Here is a 16,245-nt window from a genome sequence, read left to right as displayed (position 1 = left end):
AGGTTTTCTGCGGGAGACCCGGGAACGGCTACGCCTACGCCTTTTTGGACTGGTGATGGTGCTGAGTATGGGCTTTCCGGTGCAGGCGCTGACGGTCGCCGCCCAGTCATTTAAGGTTAACGCCACCATTACGCCGGGCTGCTCGGTAGTGACCGGTAGCGGTGGGGCGATGGGCACCCTGAACTTTGGCAGCTACAGCGGGGTGAAATCCGGCCAGGTCAGTACCCAGTTTGTGCCGAATGCCTCGCTGTCGCTGGCCTGTACGCCGGGTGTGGCGCTGAGCATGAGCATCAACGGGGGGCAAAATTATACCACGGTGCGCAATATGCAGCGCTCCGGCGGGACGGACCGGGTGCCGTATCGGCTATACAGCAGCAGTTCGCTGGCAGCGAACACCGAAATCGGGGTCAACCAGGCGGTGTCGGTGGCCTACAGCGACAGCAATAATATCGCGCTTACCCTGTACGGGGCCGCGCAGTTGACCGGGTTTAGCCCGGCAGGAAATTACAGCGATCAACTCACCGTGACCTTGTCATGGTAAGCCAGGGAGAATCACCATGAATCGACGTCTTCTGCGCAGATTGCCCGCATTGGCATCCTGGAGTGCTATCTGCCTGCTGTCATCGGAAGTACATGCCGCCGCCACGGTGCTCATTTGGCCTATCGATCCTGTTCTGACGGCGGACAAAAAGGCCACGGAACTGTGGATTGAAAATCAGGGCGTCAACGCCACCACCATGCAGGTGCGGATTGTTCGCTGGCAGCAGGCCGACGGCCATGAACGCTATCAACAGCAGCAAGATGTGGTGGCCAGCCCGCCGATTTTGCGCGTCGATCGCGGAGGGAAACAGCTGATCCGCCTGATCAAACAGGCCCCGGTGCCGCAGGGAAAAGAGCTGGCCTACCGCATTATCATTGATGAAATCCCTCAACCGACCGACAGCACCAAAGCGCAGATTGGCCTCAAGCTGCAAATGCGTTACTCCATTCCGTTGTTCGTTTACGGTCAGGGGATGCCGGTGGCCACGGAGGGGGCCAATCACGTGCAGGTTGACAGCCGCAACCTGAGCTGGAGCACCACCACTCTGGATGGTAAACCGGCCATCCAGGTGCGCAACCGCGATTGGGTACATGTCCGGTTGAGCCAGGTTTCTGTCCGCCAGGGGGGCAGTGAACGGGAAGTTGCCCCGGGGCTGTTGGGGTATGTGTTGCCCGGCCAGAGTCGAAGCTGGCCGCTGCCTGCCGGGGTGACACATCCTACTGGCCTTCGCGCGACGATTAATGCACAGGACGCGAAATGGCAGTCCGACGCGGGCAACTGACGAAACTTGCCATGTGCCTACTGCTAACCAGTTCAGGTCTTTGTCGGGCAGAATCGGGCGACGATTTGCTGCCTCCGCCCCCGGATGCGCGCGCGATCAATCAGCAGGCGCAGTACCAGCTCGGGCTGGTCATTAACCACTACGATACGCAGCTGGTGGTGCCAGTGACGCAGCGTGATAACCACTGGGTCATTGCCAGCGCCGACCTGCAACGGGCCGGGCTTCCGGCAGACAATTTTCCTGCAGGTGACGTGGACCTCACGGCGCTAAGCCAGGTGAAAACGGAGTATGACGGGAACGGGCAACGGCTGCTGCTGACGGTGCCATCCGACTGGTTTGCGGCCAAAGAGGCCACCTTTCAGGACGGCATCAAGCGGGTTAAACCGCTGGACGGCAGCGGGGCGCTGCTCAACTACGATTTCTACACCAGCCAGACCGATCATGGCATGGGGCAGGCCGCTATCTGGCATGAACTGCGTTTTTTCAGCGGGAAAAATAGCTTCTCTTCAACCGGATATGTCCGGCAAACGCTCAGTGGTCAAAACACGCTTGATGACGGATATATGCGCTATGACACGACCCTGAGCTACACCGATGATGACAACGCCCTGGAATGGAATGTCGGTGATACCCTGAGTGATGCGCTGAGCTGGAGTAACAGCGTGCGCGTCGGCGGGGTCCGAATTGGCCGTGATTTTTCTCTGCGTCCGGACTTAGTTACCTGGCCGCTGCCCACCTTTACCGGCGATGCCGCCGTGCCCACCTCGGTCGATTTGTTTATTGATGGCTATCGTGCCGGATCGACCCAACTCCAGCCCGGCCCGTTTACCCTGACCAATTTGCCCTACATTAACGGGGCGGGCAATGCGGTGCTGGTCACCACCGATGCGTTAGGGCGACAGGTCAGTACCACGCTGCCGTTTTACGTAGCCAGCGAAATGCTCAAACCGGGCCTGAGCGATGGGGCGGCGACCTTCGGCGCTTTACGGCGCAACTACGGCATCGAAAACTTTGATTACGGCCCGGCGGTGGGAAGCGGCACTTATCGTTATGGAGTGAATGATTATCTGACCCTCGAAAGTCATGTCGAGGCCGCCGAATCCCTCGCGCTCGGTGGGGGCGGCGCGCTGGTAAAACTCGGGCAGTTCGGTATCGTCAACGGCAGCTACACCCACAGCCAGATGTACGGCGACGGCGGCGAACAGCTGAACTGGGGCTATCAGTACAGTACCGGCGCATTCAGCTTTATTACCCAGCACACCCATCGCGATAAAACCTTTGGCAACCTCGCCCTGTACGATACGCCGCGTTTGTATGACGACCAGCACAACCCGATTGCCAGCCTCAGCCAGCGCAGCGACCAGTATTCGCTGTCGCTGAACATGGGTAACTACGGCAATATCGGCGCGGCGTGGATCGGCGTCGAGAGTTTTGATAGCCAGAAAACCGAGCTACTGAATCTCTCCTGGAGCCGCAGCTTATGGGGTTCCAGCAGCATTTACCTGGCCGCCAGCCGGGATCAGCAGCGCGGGGACTGGACGCTGGCGATGTCGCTGCAAATCCCGCTCGGCGATCGGGACAGCGTGGCGGTCAGTACCGAAAATACGCCGGATTACGGCAATACCCAACGCATTAACTACAACCACACCATGCCGTCGGACGGCGGCTTTAGCTGGAATCTGGCCTGGGCCCGACAGTCTCAGTCGAGTAACTATCAGCAGGCGACACTCGGCTGGCGCAATAACAATGTTGAGTTGCAGGGCGGCGGTTACGGGGAAGAGGACGCCATGACCTGGTGGGGGGAAGCGATGGGATCGCTGGTACTGATGGACGGGCAGCTGTTTGCCGCCAATAAAATTAACGATGCGTTTGTGGTGGTTAGCACCGACGGGCAGCCGTCGGTGCCGGTTAATTACGAGCATCAACCGGTAGGCGAAACGAACGAAAAAGGCTATTTGCTGGTCAGCGGCGTCTCGGCCTGGTATCCAGCGAACTACAGCATTAACGCCCTGAATTTACCGGCGGATACGCAGTTAAAACAGACGGAACGGCGTATTGCGTTACGGCGTAACAGCGGTTATCTGCTTGAATTTCCAATGGAACAGGAAAGGGTGGCCAGCGTTATCCTTCATGATGCCGCAGGCAATGCGCTGCCGGTGGCAAGCGTGGTTTCACGCCCCGGCAAACAGGATGCCCCGGTGGGATATGACGGCATCGCCTGGCTTGAAAACCTCAATGATGCAAATCCGTTGACCGTAAGACTGCCGGACGGTAAACGCTGTGCGGCCAGTTTTGCGACTCAGCAAAATCCACAGCATAAATTGCAGACTTACGGGCCGCTCACCTGCCGGGAGATAAACTAATGCGCCGTGCTTTAGGGGTATTTGCGCTGCTGTGGTTATTCAGTTCGCCGCTGCATGCCGCCTGCACCGTCGCGATGGCTAACGCCTCGTTTGGCAGCCTGTCGTCGTTTACCGTCAGGGGCACCGAACAGCAGACCTCGGCCAATCTGGTGGTCACTTGCGATACCATTCTTAATCTGCTGACCAACGATACGGTGTCGATGAACGTGCTCAGCGCAACGGTCACATCGGGGACGCGCCCGGCGATGAAGCGCACCGATAACACCACTATTCCCGATGTGGTCCCGGTGCGGGTGTGTGGCACCTCGTCGTGTTCAAATACCACCGAAACCGCGGTCGGGCAAACCTACAGCTGGAGCGGGAATACGCTGCTCGGGCTGCTGACGTCGAAGAGTTACACCCTGCCGATATATTTCCGCACGGTGTCCGGTCAAAGCGTCACCGCCGGGCCGTATCAGGTCAACGTCACGTTGAACATCAGCTATAGCGTGTGTCCGACCGGGCTGCTGGGCATTTGTCTCGGCACCCCGCAGACCGGCACCGTGCCGGTGACGACGCAGCTCACTCTGAATGTCACTACCGATTGCATCACCATCAGCGCGCCTGACGTCAATTTCGGCAGTGCGCCGTTGGTGAGTAATTTCCCCTCCGTCTCGCAATCGGTGGCGATCACCTGCACCAAAGGCAGCACCTACACCGTGGGCATTAACAACGGGGTAAACGCGGGCGGGGGGACGGTGCGTAAAATGGTCAACGGCAGTAATTCGATGAGCTACGACATCTATAAAGGCAGCACCAGCAACCGCTGGGGGCCGAGCGGGACAGAACGCTGGGCCAGCAACGCCGCCAGCTCGGTCAGCAGTGACGGCACAGTGAACACCTACAATTACACCGCGCGGATGCTGAGCGGGCAGAATACACCGCCCGCCGGAACCTACACCGACACGCTGGTGGTGGACGTGGCCTTCTGACGTGCAGACATGACTTAAGGTAAAGTTCCGCGGATACGTGCCGATAACACCGCTATCACGTTATTGAAAAGGTGTTGTATGTTGAACCGTATCCGCGTTGTCACCCTGTTGATGGTGGTGCTGGTTGTCTTCGCACTGCTTCAGCTGCTGTCCGGGGGCTTTTTATTCTCGTCCCTGCAGCAAAACCAGCAAAGTTTCGCCCTCTCAAACGATCTGCGTACCCGTCAGGCTGAGCTGAACAAAACCTGGGAGCTGATGTTGCAAACCCGCATCAACCTCAGCCGTTCCTCCGCCCGGATGATGATGGACACTGCGAACCAGCAAAGCAGTGCCAAAACGGACTTGCTCAATAACGCGAAAAAAACACTGGCGGATGCAGCCAAACACTATGCTGCGTTCGGCCAGATAGCTGCGCACACGGAACTGGCGGAGGCCAGCGCCCGGGTGAATGACCGCTATCAGCAATATTTTGCCGGGCTGAGCGAGCTGGTTGGTTTCCTGCAAAACGGTAACATGGATGCGTATTTCGCCCAGCCGACCCAGGGGATGCAAACCGGGTTGGGCGAGGCGATGACCCAATACGCGGCCCAGAGCGAAACGCTCTATCAACACGCTTTCAACACCAGCAAGCGCGACTATAAATTTGCCCAGTGGCAGTTGGCGATTATCGCCCTGGTGCTGGCCGCTATTTTGGCCGCGGCCTGGTACGGCATTCGCCAAATTCTGCTGAATCCTCTTACTGGCGTCATGGCGCATTTACGTCGCATCGCCCAGGGGGATTTGACTCAGCCGGTCAAGGTCAGTGGGCGCAATGAGATTGCCGAGCTGGCAGATACCGTCAACCACATGCAGCAATCACTGATCGACACCGTGACCCGTGTACGTCAGGGCTCTGATGCGATTTATTCCGGCACCAGCGAAATCGCCATCGGCAATAACGATCTCTCTTCCCGTACCGAAGAACAGGCGTCCGCCCTGGAGCAGACCGCCGCCAGCATGGAACAACTGACCGCCACCGTGAAGCAGAACGCCGAAAACGCCCGTCAGGCGTCACAGCTGGCGCTCAGCGCTTCCGAAACCGCACAGCGCGGCGGCAAAGTGGTCGATGGGGTAGTAAAAACCATGCACGACATCGCCGCCAGTTCGCAGAAGATTTCCGATATTACCGGCGTTATCGACGGGATTGCCTTCCAGACCAATATCCTGGCGCTGAACGCGGCGGTCGAAGCCGCCCGGGCCGGGGAGCAGGGACGTGGCTTTGCGGTGGTAGCCGGGGAAGTGCGTAACCTTGCCAGCCGCAGCGCTCAGGCGGCGAAAGAGATCAAAGGCCTGATAGAAGATTCGGTCTCGAAAGTGGATACCGGCTCGGTGCTGGTGGAAAGCGCCGGGGAAACCATGAGCGATATTGTCAATGCCGTGACCCGGGTGACCGACATCATGGGCGAGATTTCGTCAGCCTCGGATGAACAGAGCAGGGGCATCGATCAGGTGGCGCTGGCGGTATCGGAAATGGATCGCGTTACCCAGCAAAACGCCGCGCTGGTGCAGCAGTCCGCCGCTGCTGCTGCCGCGCTAGAAGAGCAGTCCAGCAGTCTGATCCGCGCCGTTTCCGCGTTTCGGATTGCTGCAGTGAGCAGCAACACAGGAAGTAAAAATACACGCGTTCCTCCGGCCAGTCGCGAGCCGTTGCGCCCGCGTGCTGCCACCGCCGGAACCGATGACAACTGGGAAACCTTTTAATTACACGCGGCCTGTTGCCGCATATCGGGAGTGGTGATGTTCAATCGAATTCGTATCTCGACCACCTTGTTTCTGATTCTGGTGGTATGTGGCTTGTTGCAGGTGGGCAGTAACGGGTTGTCGTTTTTAGCGTTTCGTGATGGACAGAAAAACCTCAGTCAGGTGGAGCAAGGGAATTTGCAGTTGAGCAGCCTGATGGATGCCCGGGTTGTGCTATTGCAGGCCAGTACCGCGCTGAATAAAGCGGGCACGCTGACCGCGTTGAGCTATCCACCGGAGGATATTAAGGCGCTGATGGCTCGTGCGCGTCAGAACCTGAAACAGGCTGATAAAGAGTTTGCTGAGTTTATGGCGGTCCCGCCAGTGAACGATGAGGCCAAAACGCTGCAGGCACAAAGCAAGCAGACCTTCGCGAGTCTTCATGCGGCGCTGGAGCACCAGGCGACCTGGCTTGAGAGTAATCAGCTCTCTGATTTTATGACCGCGCCAGTCCAGCAGGCGCAGGATGCGTTCGATACCAACTACCACACCTGGAAGCAGAACATTGGTGCCTACTTACAGGCTGCCCGGCATGACAGTGAAAGTAACTATCACCGTTCGGCGGCTATTTTCATCGCCATGGTGGTGCTTGCGGCGCTGTTGACCAGCGGGGCGCTGCTGTGGACTCGCCGGATGATCGTCCAGCCGTTGAATATTATCAGCAGCCACTTCACCAGCATTGCGCAGGGGAATCTGGCCCGACCGGTGTCGGTGTATGGCAAGAATGAAATCTCGGCGATTTTTGCCGGACTGAAAGCGATGCAGACCGCGCTGCGTGACACCGTCAGTCAGGTACGCCAGGGCAGCCACGCGATGCATACCGGCATTTCGGAAATTGCCGCAGGCAACAACGATCTCTCCTCCCGTACTGAACAGCAGGCGGCATCGCTGGCGGAAACCGCGGCGAGTATGGAGCAATTGACCGCCACCGTGGGGCAGAACGCCGACAACGCTCGCCAGGCTTCTGGTCTCGCCAGTACCGCTGCCGCGACGGCGAAACGCGGCGGTCAGCAGGCTTCACACGTGGCGGATACGATGCACGACATCGCCACCAGTTCACAGAAGATTGGCGACATTATCAGCGTTATCGATGGGATTGCCTTCCAGACCAACATTCTGGCGCTCAACGCGGCGGTGGAAGCGGCACGGGCGGGGGAACAGGGGCGTGGATTTGCGGTGGTCGCCGGGGAAGTCCGTAATCTCGCCAGCCGCAGCGCCCAGGCGGCGAAAGAGATTAAAGGCCTGATTGAAGAGTCCGTGTCCCGCGTCCAGGAGGGATCTGCGCTGGTGGATACCGCCGCCAATACCATGAATGAGATTGTGCGTTCGGTCACCCAGGTGAACGACATTATGGGGGAGATTGCTTCGGCCTCTGATGAACAGCGTCGCGGTATCGAGCAGGTGGCGCTGGCGGTGAGCCAGATGGATCAGGTCACGCAGCAAAACGCCTCGCTGGTGGAAGAAGCGGCGGCGGCGACAGAACAATTGGCAGGACAGGCCGACAGTTTGACCAAATTGGTTTCGTTGTTTGAGCTCGAAGAAAAGCATGTAACGCAGCACGAAGGGGGGCGGTCCATTGCCGTACCCGTTGTTTCCTGAAAGGACGTAAGAAGAAGGCGCTATGACAGCAACTCTGCCCAACGGGCAATCGTCACTACTCACGCAGATGACACAGCGCCTGGCGCTGTCCGACGCGCAGTTTCGTCGGATATGCCAACTGATCTACCAGCGCGCGGGTATTGTGCTGGCCGATCACAAGCGCGACATGGTGTACAACCGATTGGTGCGACGTCTGCGCCAGCTCGGACTCGATGATTTTGGCCGTTATCTGGCGATGCTGGAGGCCAATCAGAATAACGCCGAGTGGCAGGCCTTTATTAATTCGCTGACCACCAACCTGACGGCGTTTTTCCGTGAGGCGCACCATTTCCCGACCCTGGCGGAACACGCCAAGCGTCGGCAGGGTGAGTATCGCGTCTGGAGTGCGGCGGCATCGACCGGTGAAGAGCCGTATTCGATAGCCATCACCCTGGCCGACACCCTCGGCACCGCGCCGGGACGCTGGAAGGTATTTGCCAGCGATATTGATACCGAAGTGTTGAATAAAGCACAGAGCGGCGTCTATCGCCAGGATGAGCTGAAAACGCTGTCGCAGCAGCAGTTACAGCACTATTTCATGCGCGGAACCGGGCCGCACAGCGGGCTGGTACGTGTGCGTCAGGAACTGGCGAACTATGTGGACTTCTCGCCGGTGAATTTGCTGGATAAAACCTACAACGTCCCGGGGCCATTCGATGCGATTTTTTGTCGCAACGTGATGATCTACTTCGATAAGACGACGCAGCAGGACATTTTGCACCGTTTCGTGCCGCTGCTTAAGCCCGGCGGATTACTGTTTGCCGGACACTCGGAGAACTTCAGCAATCTCGTGCGCGAGTTCAGTCTGCGGGGGCAGACGGTGTACGCGCTGAGTAAGGATAAAGCATGAGTAAAATCAGGGTGTTGTCTGTCGATGATTCGGCGCTGATGCGTCAAATTATGACTGAAATTGTCAACAGCCACAGCGACATGGAAATGGTGGCCACTGCGCCAGATCCGTTGGTTGCCCGGGACTTGATCAAAAAATACAACCCGGATGTGCTGACCCTGGACGTCGAAATGCCGCGCATGGACGGCCTCGACTTTCTGGAAAAACTGATGCGCCTGCGCCCGATGCCGGTGGTGATGGTTTCATCCCTGACCGGGAAAGGCTCAGAGGTGACGTTACGGGCGCTGGAGTTAGGCGCGGTGGATTTTGTCACTAAACCGCAAATTGGCATTCGCGAAGGCATGCTGGCATACAGCGAAATGATTGCCGACAAGGTGAGAGCGGCGGCGCGGGCGCAGCTCAGCGCGCATAAACCGCTGGCGGCGCCAAAAGCACTCAAGGCCGGGCCGATGCTCAGCTCAGAGAAACTGCTGGTGATCGGGGCCTCGACCGGGGGGACCGAGGCGATTCGCCACGTGCTGCAGCCGCTGCCGCTCACCAGCCCAGCCATTTTAATTACTCAGCATATGCCGCCGGGCTTTACCCGATCGTTTGCTGAACGACTGAACAAGCTGTGCCAGATAACGGTGAAAGAAGCCGAAGACGGCGAGCGTGTTTTACCGGGTCACGCCTATATCGCACCCGGTGACAAGCATATGGAGCTGGCGCGTAGCGGGGCCAACTATCAAATCAAAATTCATGACGGGCCGCCGGTTAACCGGCACCGTCCGTCGGTGGATGTGCTGTTTCATTCGGTGGCTAAATTCGCCGGACGAAATGCCGTGGGGGTGATCCTCACCGGCATGGGTAACGACGGAGCCGCCGGAATGTTGGCGATGCATCAGGCGGGAGCCTGGACCATCGCTCAGAACGAAGCAAGTTGTGTGGTGTTCGGCATGCCGCGCGAGGCCATCAATATGGGTGGTGTTAGCGAAGTGGTCGATCTCAGCCAGGTAAGCCAGCAAATGCTGGCGAAAATCAGTGCCGGACAGGCAATACGTATTTAAGAGGAGTGAAGTTAAATGGCGGATAAAGAGCTTAAGTTTCTGGTTGTGGATGACTTTTCCACCATGCGTCGCATTGTGCGTAACCTGCTGAAAGAGCTGGGCTTCAACAACGTTGAAGAAGCAGAAGATGGCGTAGATGCGCTGAATAAACTTCAGGCGGGTGGATTTGGTTTTGTGATTTCAGACTGGAACATGCCAAACATGGACGGACTGGATCTGCTGAAAACCATTCGTGGCGACGGCGCAATGGCGGCATTGCCGGTGCTGATGGTGACGGCGGAAGCGAAGAAAGAGAACATTATCGCCGCCGCACAGGCCGGGGCAAGTGGCTATGTCGTAAAACCGTTTACGGCAGCCATCCTCGAGGAGAAGCTGAACAAAATCTTCGAAAAGCTTGGTATGTGAGGCGATGACCATGACTCAACACCCGATAAAACCGACAGACGAGCATTCCGCGGGCGATATTATCGCCCGGATTGGCAGCCTGACGCGTATGCTGCGCGACAGCCTGCGCGAGCTGGGCCTGGATCAAGCCATTGCCGAAGCGGCCGAAGCGATTCCGGATGCCCGTGATCGTCTGGACTACGTGGTGCAGATGACGGCCCAGGCGGCAGAACGCGCGCTGAACTGCGTCGAGCTGTCTCAGCCGCATCAGAACCAGATGGAGAAAGAGGCCAAAGCGCTTTCTGGCCGCTGGGATCAGTGGTTTGAAAATCCGATTGAGCTGAGCGATGCGCGTGAACTGGTGACCGACACCCGCAGTTATCTGGCGGAGGTGCCGACACACACCAGTTTCACCAACGCCCAACTGCTGGAAATTATGATGGCGCAGGATTTCCAGGATTTAACCGGGCAGGTTATCAAGCGGATGATGGATGTAATCCAGGAAATTGAGCGTCAGCTGTTGATGGTGCTGCTGGAGAATATGCCGGATGCCTCGACCCGTCAGAAGCGTGAGAACGACAGCTTGCTTAACGGCCCGCAGGTGGACACCAGCAAAGCTGGCGTGGTCGCCAGCCAGGATCAGGTCGATGATTTACTCGATAGCTTAGGATTCTGATTAAAGAATGGCCCATAACGGGCCATTCTCTTTTTAGGCGTTCTAGCGTAAATCCATCTTGATGGTCACGTTGCCTTCGAATTTCCCCGGCTCCGGTTTTTTGTTGGTGGTACTGACCGGGGCAGCCTTCAGGTGGATGCTGCCGTTGCCGTCGCTGTCCAGCGGCACGTCAAAATCTACCGTTCCATCCATAATGACACTGTTGCTGTTTTCATCAAACATGCGCACGCCAAGGTCATCTCTGTCGAGCATTTTAGCGATTAACCGACTGTCCGTGTCGCTCACACCCTGATCGGCGGTGAGCGATAAGCGTATCTTGCTGCTATTGCTGACCGCGGGTGCATCGCAGTGATAATCAATGTCGACGTTTTTCAGGGTATATCCGGCAGGCGGCTTACCCTGAGCGGTGAATTGTGAACTGATGATATTGCCCATTTCCACTTCAATGGTGCTACCGGCATTTATTGTGCAGCTAAGCGGGGCCGTGATGGAGCCGCCGAGGGAGATGGTTGATACCGGGGTGGCATTCGAAGAATTACAACCGGTGCCTGTGCCAAAAGAGAGGCAGGCAAAGTTCTGTACAACCGGAGTGATGGGTATAATCTCTTCACCAAGAATCTGCTTTTTAATGTATAGCTTCATAATAATCACGTTCCAGCGAAACTGACGTTTGTTAGTGACACCACCCTCCGGACGGCTACTATCACTACACACGCTTGCAGAGTCTTCCCTGGATGTAAAGGTTTCTATTGTGCTGGGTCTATTGCTTGGGCTGGTGGGATATTGATTAATTTTGAGTTCTTCCAAACCGTTGCCATCTGGTGCATTTATAGCATCATTGTACCCAGAAACATCGACATCAATTCTTTCGGTTAAATAACCGAATCCGCTAACGCCTGCAGGTAATGGACTACCCGCCGCACTGAGTTCTGCTATCGGGGTGCTTGATTTCAGGCTTTTCGGACAATCACAATTAGCTTCTATGGTGGTGAGCTCTCCAATCAAATGCTCGTGATGATCCACTACTTCACCCGTACTGTTCTCGTTAGCGGGTAACTCATAATGGTAATCAATGGTATAAGGTGTCGGCCCGGCAAAGCAGTTTTGCAGGATGGTAGCCGCAGCCATTGCACAACCTCCAGGGAAAACGATACACCCGGCAAAAAGACAGGAAAGAGCGGATTTATTTAACATGATTTTCGACCTGCTGACATAAGGCATTGAGCGTACGGATGCCTGTTGGATTAGTGGGCACATCGGCCGCATCAACGTTTATACGTATGGCGCACTGTTGTTCAGGTGTGCCTCCCCATTTAATGGTCAACCGGCTGTTTTCTCCCATGCCTGAGAGATAAAGCGTGCTGGTGTCATCAACAATACCGGTCACACCCGTGATGTCATCACTGGCAATCGCCCCAAATGGTACCGGGCGGTTTCCTGCGCGTACGAGGTTGATCAATACCCGATAACCAATATGCGTCTCCAGAGTGGCGGCAACCGCCGCACTGCGACTCGGGATCGCTGTAATGGCGGTGTCTACCGGATCGACATCCTCTGGCAAGCTGGTGGTGTCCACCCGAATATTGTTGACTTGATACGGGCTGAGTGACGGGATAATAGCGTTGCCAAATACGTCAGTCGTGATCCCGCGTTCATTCTGGAAGCGAATGCCCGAGGCTCCTTTGGCATTGATAATGGCAAACGTATCCCCCAGCGGCTGCGATAGGGTTATACCGTGCGGGTGTGCGACAATAGCACCACTCGCGCCGTAGCTGAGCTGTTGGGAATCGTCAGAAGAGGTGTAATAGCCCGTATTGAAATTGGCATACTGCGACCGGTAGCTAGCGTAAACGCTACTACTGGTGTCACCATCATGATTGCTGCGGCTCTGTTGTAAGGAATAGCTCAGCCGTTGATCGTCCAGCAGCGTGCCGTTTAAGCCCAGGTTCTGGCGGGTGTCGCCATTTTTACTATTGCTAATGTTGTAGCTGGCCCAACTATTCGGCAGCCACCGACTGAGTGGTATGCTGACGCCGAAAGAGAGCATCTGGTCACTGTCACTGTCGTCCATTTTGCTGTACGAGTAAGACAAGTGATAGCTTGCGCCATTAATTGTGCGGTTGATGCCTGCCGACAGGCTGCGTTCTTTCTGCCTGGTGTCCCAGTAATCCTGCTGATAGCCGCTTAAATAGAGGCTGCTGCCCAGCACATTCTGGCTAATGCTGACCTGCCAGCGGTTGTGCTTGTTGTAGCGGAACTGCCAGTCGTCTTCGTCGGCATCATAGCGTTGGTTCGCGTCGGCAAAGCTGTAATAGCCCTCGGATGAGTAGCGATAGCCCGCGAGACTGAAGTTGGTATCGGTACTGTCGATTTTCCCGGTGTATTGGAGACGCAGGGATTTGCCGGTACTGCTTTCGTCGTTATCCAGACGGGCGCGCGCCACGGTGATATCTGCAGAAATTGAGCCCAGAGTCCCTAAGGCTATCCCGCTGCCCACGTTGGCGGCGAGGTAGTCCTCCGAGGTGGTGATGCCCCCGTACAGCGTAGCAACGTTGTTCAGCCCGTAGACGATACTGCCCTGGGCGAACAGCGGCTCGTTAGCGTTGGTGTCGCCATCTGCACGATAACGGGCGACGGTAGCTTCATATTTCATCTGGCCAGGGCGCAGCATAAGCCCAAGGCTGGAATAAGGCTGTGTAAATTTATGCTCGGTGCCATCGGCCTCTTTGATAGTCACTTCCAGATCGCCGCTGTTGGTGGTCGAGTACAGATCTTTAATCTCAAAAGCCCCGGGTGCGACGTTGGCCTGGTAAATGAGGTAACCATTCTGTCGAATTGAAATCTCGGCGTTACTGGTTGCCATCCCGCGAATAATGGGGGCAAAACCACGCTGGCTGTAGGGGAGCATCTCTTCGTCAGTAGCCAGATTCACCCCTTTGTACTGAACGCTGTCAAAAACATCACCTCGGGTGCTGCTTTCCCCGGCGGTAAACTGCGCCTTGAGGATATCGATATCGTGCGCAATCCAGGTATTAATGGTCTGCCACGTATTTGAGTCTGTGGTTTTACTCCAGGTGGAGTAATTGCGTAAGCGCCAGCCACCGAGGTTTGCGCCGCTGCGCAGGTTCAGGTACTGGTTGTTTTCGGTACTATCATCGCTCTCGGTTTGCTGCGAGCCTGAAAAAGAGTAATCAGCAAAGGCGGTGGGTACGCCATCATCCCAACGAGAAGGATCTATGGTATCGCGGGCTAAGGTGTCGATGGCAGCCTGCGGCATACTGATCTGCAACGTCATGCTGTTAAAATCGAAACTGGCCGAGGCGTCGGGAATCGCCTCACCCAGTGAGGAGGTTAAAGGCGTATTGCCCGGTTGTTGTACAAGGCTCGGAAATGCGTCGACCCTGATCCCCCATTTTCGCAGCAGGTCTGGTGTAAGTTCTGGGACCAATACGCCATCTGGACCACTAATGTAGCTGATGCGGGTCTCTTCCAGTTTTTGCTGATTCAGCATAATAATGGAGGAGTAAGTCCCCGGCAGCTGCACATTGCTCTTTGAAAACAAGGAAAGGTCAATGTCCGGCTGTGACGGCCCATCCCCTTCCAGTGAAGAGGGCGAAAAATAGTAGTCGCGGGCGATGACGTCGAACGCAGGTAAAAGAAACACTCCCGCAATGAGACAGCTCAGGGGGGAAAGCGCTACGGGCACCTTAAGAGGTAAAGGATAGCGTATGTCCATCATACCTTTCGTTATCCTTCATTCAGTGCGGAGGAGTATTTTTCACCGGCATTACCGTAATCGGTAATGCAGCGCCAGCTCACATTTTGCCCGTTGGCTGACGTTGGTAACGGAATAAGTACACTGCTTTTAGGTGCGACCATATCGGCTTTTTTTACCGCCACGCTATCGAGATGCACGTTATCGAAGATGCTGTAGAAGTTGCCATTATTGGTGACCTGCAGGGCTGTACCCTGACGGCTAAACCGCAATTTTTGGCAGGTTTCAGTGGTTGTTCCTGTTAATCCCTTCGGTCGCCAGAACATCTTCATACGGGTCTTGTAGATAAGACGCAGGACATTTTTGTCATCATCTTCTTTGGCGACGGCGGGAATTGTGCGAATGTTTATCCAGAACAGCGATTCTCTGTCGATGGGAAGCGTGGCTCCAGACCAGGCAATACGCAGACTTTGTTCTTTTTGTGGATCGAGTCTGAACAACGGAGGCGTCACAATAAACGGGCCACGCGTTTTACCATCGCCGGTGTCTGTCCACGTCTGAATCAGCCAAGGGAGTTCTTTTTCTTGATTAATCAGTGGGAGCGCGACTTCCTTTTTATCTGCATTATAAATAATGCGGGTTCGTCCTACCTGAATGCCTGCCGCATGGCTGACTGACAGAAATAAGAGTGAAACGCACATCGCACCGGGTACAAAAATACGCATGTTAGGGTTTCCTCTGATAAATCGATAGTAATTGACATAATGAAAAATAAACCAGGTGTAGCCTGGTTTATCATATGGATATTTCGTTTATTTATAGATCGTATTGATGCTATGTCTGCGAAATATAGATATCAGCGATATACAATATTGACCGTCATATCGGCATCTGCCGGCCCTGCGGTAACGGGTGTGGCGAAAGCTTTATAACGAGCATTAAATTTTGCCGTCATAACATCGGTGATCACCGATGGCAGATCAATTTCGACCTGCTCATCACTGCCATCAAATGCCAAATCAATACCAGATGACCCTTCCTCATCAACCCAATCGACAGCGATCCCTACACCCGTTGCGGCTGTATCACCAGCCGTGGTGATGGCACTGACATCAAGCAGAGAGGAAGACCCGGTGAGTGCTGTGGCGCCGGTAAAAGAAAGATGAACGTTTGCCAGGCCATCGCTGGATAAAGGACAGTGGGCAAGTTTGATTGTGAACGGGACAAGCTCTGATTCATCTCCGGGAGCTTTGAAAAGAGAGGTTGTATACGTTCCTAAACGAACGGTGCTATCGCTGCCGTTGTCGCCTTCAATCTCGCAGCTTGGCTCAATGATTTCGCCCGTAAAATGGATGATGCCCGCATTCTCTTCTGCGGCATAGAGGTTATGGCTGCTCAGCGCTAATAATGAGGATAATACTATCGCTGATTTAGATATCATATTCATAGAAATCCTTTTGTACGAAAAATCATAAGGCATATAGATAAACCGCCGCCAGTA

At 55.6% G+C, this 16,245-nt stretch carries 14 protein-coding genes; 10 read left to right on the top strand and 4 right to left on the bottom strand.

The window, feature by feature from the left end; translation table 11 throughout:
• Positions 1–55: 55 nt before the first annotated feature.
• The 10 genes from ACG0Z5_RS04045 to cheZ all read left to right on the top strand — a co-directional run bounded on the left by ACG0Z5_RS04045 (position 56) and on the right by cheZ (position 11,029).
• The gene (locus ACG0Z5_RS04045; RefSeq protein ID WP_394445675.1) at positions 56–541 is read left to right on the top strand and encodes a spore coat U domain-containing protein; all 486 of its coding nucleotides are present in this window, start codon (positions 56–58) and stop codon (positions 539–541) included.
• Positions 542–557: 16 nt separating this feature from the next.
• On the top strand, positions 558–1,322 hold the full coding sequence (locus ACG0Z5_RS04040; protein ID WP_394445532.1) for a molecular chaperone: 765 nt from the start codon (positions 558–560) through the stop codon (positions 1,320–1,322).
• The gene (locus ACG0Z5_RS04035) at positions 1,298–3,685 is read left to right on the top strand and encodes a fimbria/pilus outer membrane usher protein (protein ID WP_394445530.1); all 2,388 of its coding nucleotides are present in this window, start codon (positions 1,298–1,300) and stop codon (positions 3,683–3,685) included. The genes ACG0Z5_RS04040 and ACG0Z5_RS04035 overlap by 25 nt, the downstream gene beginning before the upstream one ends.
• Positions 3,685–4,656 carry a spore coat protein U domain-containing protein gene (locus ACG0Z5_RS04030; protein WP_394445528.1) on the top strand — a complete coding sequence of 324 codons (972 nt, stop codon included), beginning with the start codon at positions 3,685–3,687 and terminating at the stop codon, positions 4,654–4,656. The genes ACG0Z5_RS04035 and ACG0Z5_RS04030 overlap by 1 nt, the downstream gene beginning before the upstream one ends.
• Positions 4,657–4,734: 78 nt before the next feature.
• Positions 4,735–6,396 carry a methyl-accepting chemotaxis protein II gene (tar, locus tag ACG0Z5_RS04025; protein WP_394445527.1) on the top strand — a complete coding sequence of 554 codons (1,662 nt, stop codon included), beginning with the start codon at positions 4,735–4,737 and terminating at the stop codon, positions 6,394–6,396.
• Between the two features lie 36 nt (positions 6,397–6,432).
• Positions 6,433–8,034, top strand: coding sequence for a methyl-accepting chemotaxis protein IV (gene tap, locus ACG0Z5_RS04020; protein ID WP_394445526.1), 1,602 nt, complete (start codon positions 6,433–6,435; stop codon positions 8,032–8,034).
• Positions 8,035–8,056: 22 nt separating this feature from the next.
• Positions 8,057–8,923 (top strand): protein-glutamate O-methyltransferase CheR, encoded by an 867-nt coding sequence (cheR, locus tag ACG0Z5_RS04015; RefSeq protein ID WP_394445524.1) that lies wholly within the window; start codon positions 8,057–8,059, stop codon positions 8,921–8,923.
• Positions 8,920–9,969: a chemotaxis response regulator protein-glutamate methylesterase gene (locus tag ACG0Z5_RS04010; protein WP_394445522.1), complete on the top strand. Its 1,050-nt coding sequence runs from the start codon at positions 8,920–8,922 to the stop codon at positions 9,967–9,969. Before cheR ends, ACG0Z5_RS04010 begins: the two co-directional genes overlap by 4 nt.
• Before the next feature lie 15 nt (positions 9,970–9,984).
• On the top strand, positions 9,985–10,374 hold the full coding sequence (gene cheY / locus ACG0Z5_RS04005; protein ID WP_319627819.1) for a chemotaxis response regulator CheY: 390 nt from the start codon (positions 9,985–9,987) through the stop codon (positions 10,372–10,374).
• Between the two features lie 10 nt (positions 10,375–10,384).
• On the top strand, positions 10,385–11,029 hold the full coding sequence (gene cheZ / locus ACG0Z5_RS04000; RefSeq protein WP_394445519.1) for a protein phosphatase CheZ: 645 nt from the start codon (positions 10,385–10,387) through the stop codon (positions 11,027–11,029).
• 42 nt (positions 11,030–11,071) lie between these two features.
• On the opposite strand, the gene ACG0Z5_RS03995 is transcribed toward cheZ, so the two are convergent.
• The 4 genes from ACG0Z5_RS03995 to ACG0Z5_RS03980 form a co-directional block, all read right to left on the bottom strand.
• The gene (locus tag ACG0Z5_RS03995; protein WP_394445517.1) at positions 11,072–12,157 is read right to left on the bottom strand and encodes a fimbrial protein; all 1,086 of its coding nucleotides are present in this window, start codon (positions 12,155–12,157) and stop codon (positions 11,072–11,074) included.
• 55 nt (positions 12,158–12,212) lie between these two features.
• Positions 12,213–14,768, bottom strand: coding sequence for a fimbria/pilus outer membrane usher protein (locus ACG0Z5_RS03990; protein ID WP_394445515.1), 2,556 nt, complete (start codon positions 14,766–14,768; stop codon positions 12,213–12,215).
• A gap of 8 nt (positions 14,769–14,776) precedes the next feature.
• The gene (locus ACG0Z5_RS03985; RefSeq protein ID WP_394445513.1) at positions 14,777–15,469 is read right to left on the bottom strand and encodes a molecular chaperone; all 693 of its coding nucleotides are present in this window, start codon (positions 15,467–15,469) and stop codon (positions 14,777–14,779) included.
• A 131-nt stretch (positions 15,470–15,600) separates the two neighbouring features.
• Positions 15,601–16,191 (bottom strand): fimbrial protein, encoded by a 591-nt coding sequence (locus ACG0Z5_RS03980; RefSeq protein WP_394445511.1) that lies wholly within the window; start codon positions 16,189–16,191, stop codon positions 15,601–15,603.
• Between the last annotated feature and the right edge of the window lie 54 nt (positions 16,192–16,245).

The organism is Scandinavium sp. M-37, assembly GCF_043558715.1.
GTDB lineage: Bacteria > Pseudomonadota > Gammaproteobacteria > Enterobacterales > Enterobacteriaceae > Scandinavium > Scandinavium vulneris_A.
The sequence above is the reverse complement of the archived record's forward strand: the minus strand, read 5'-3'. Positions and strand labels throughout refer to the sequence as shown.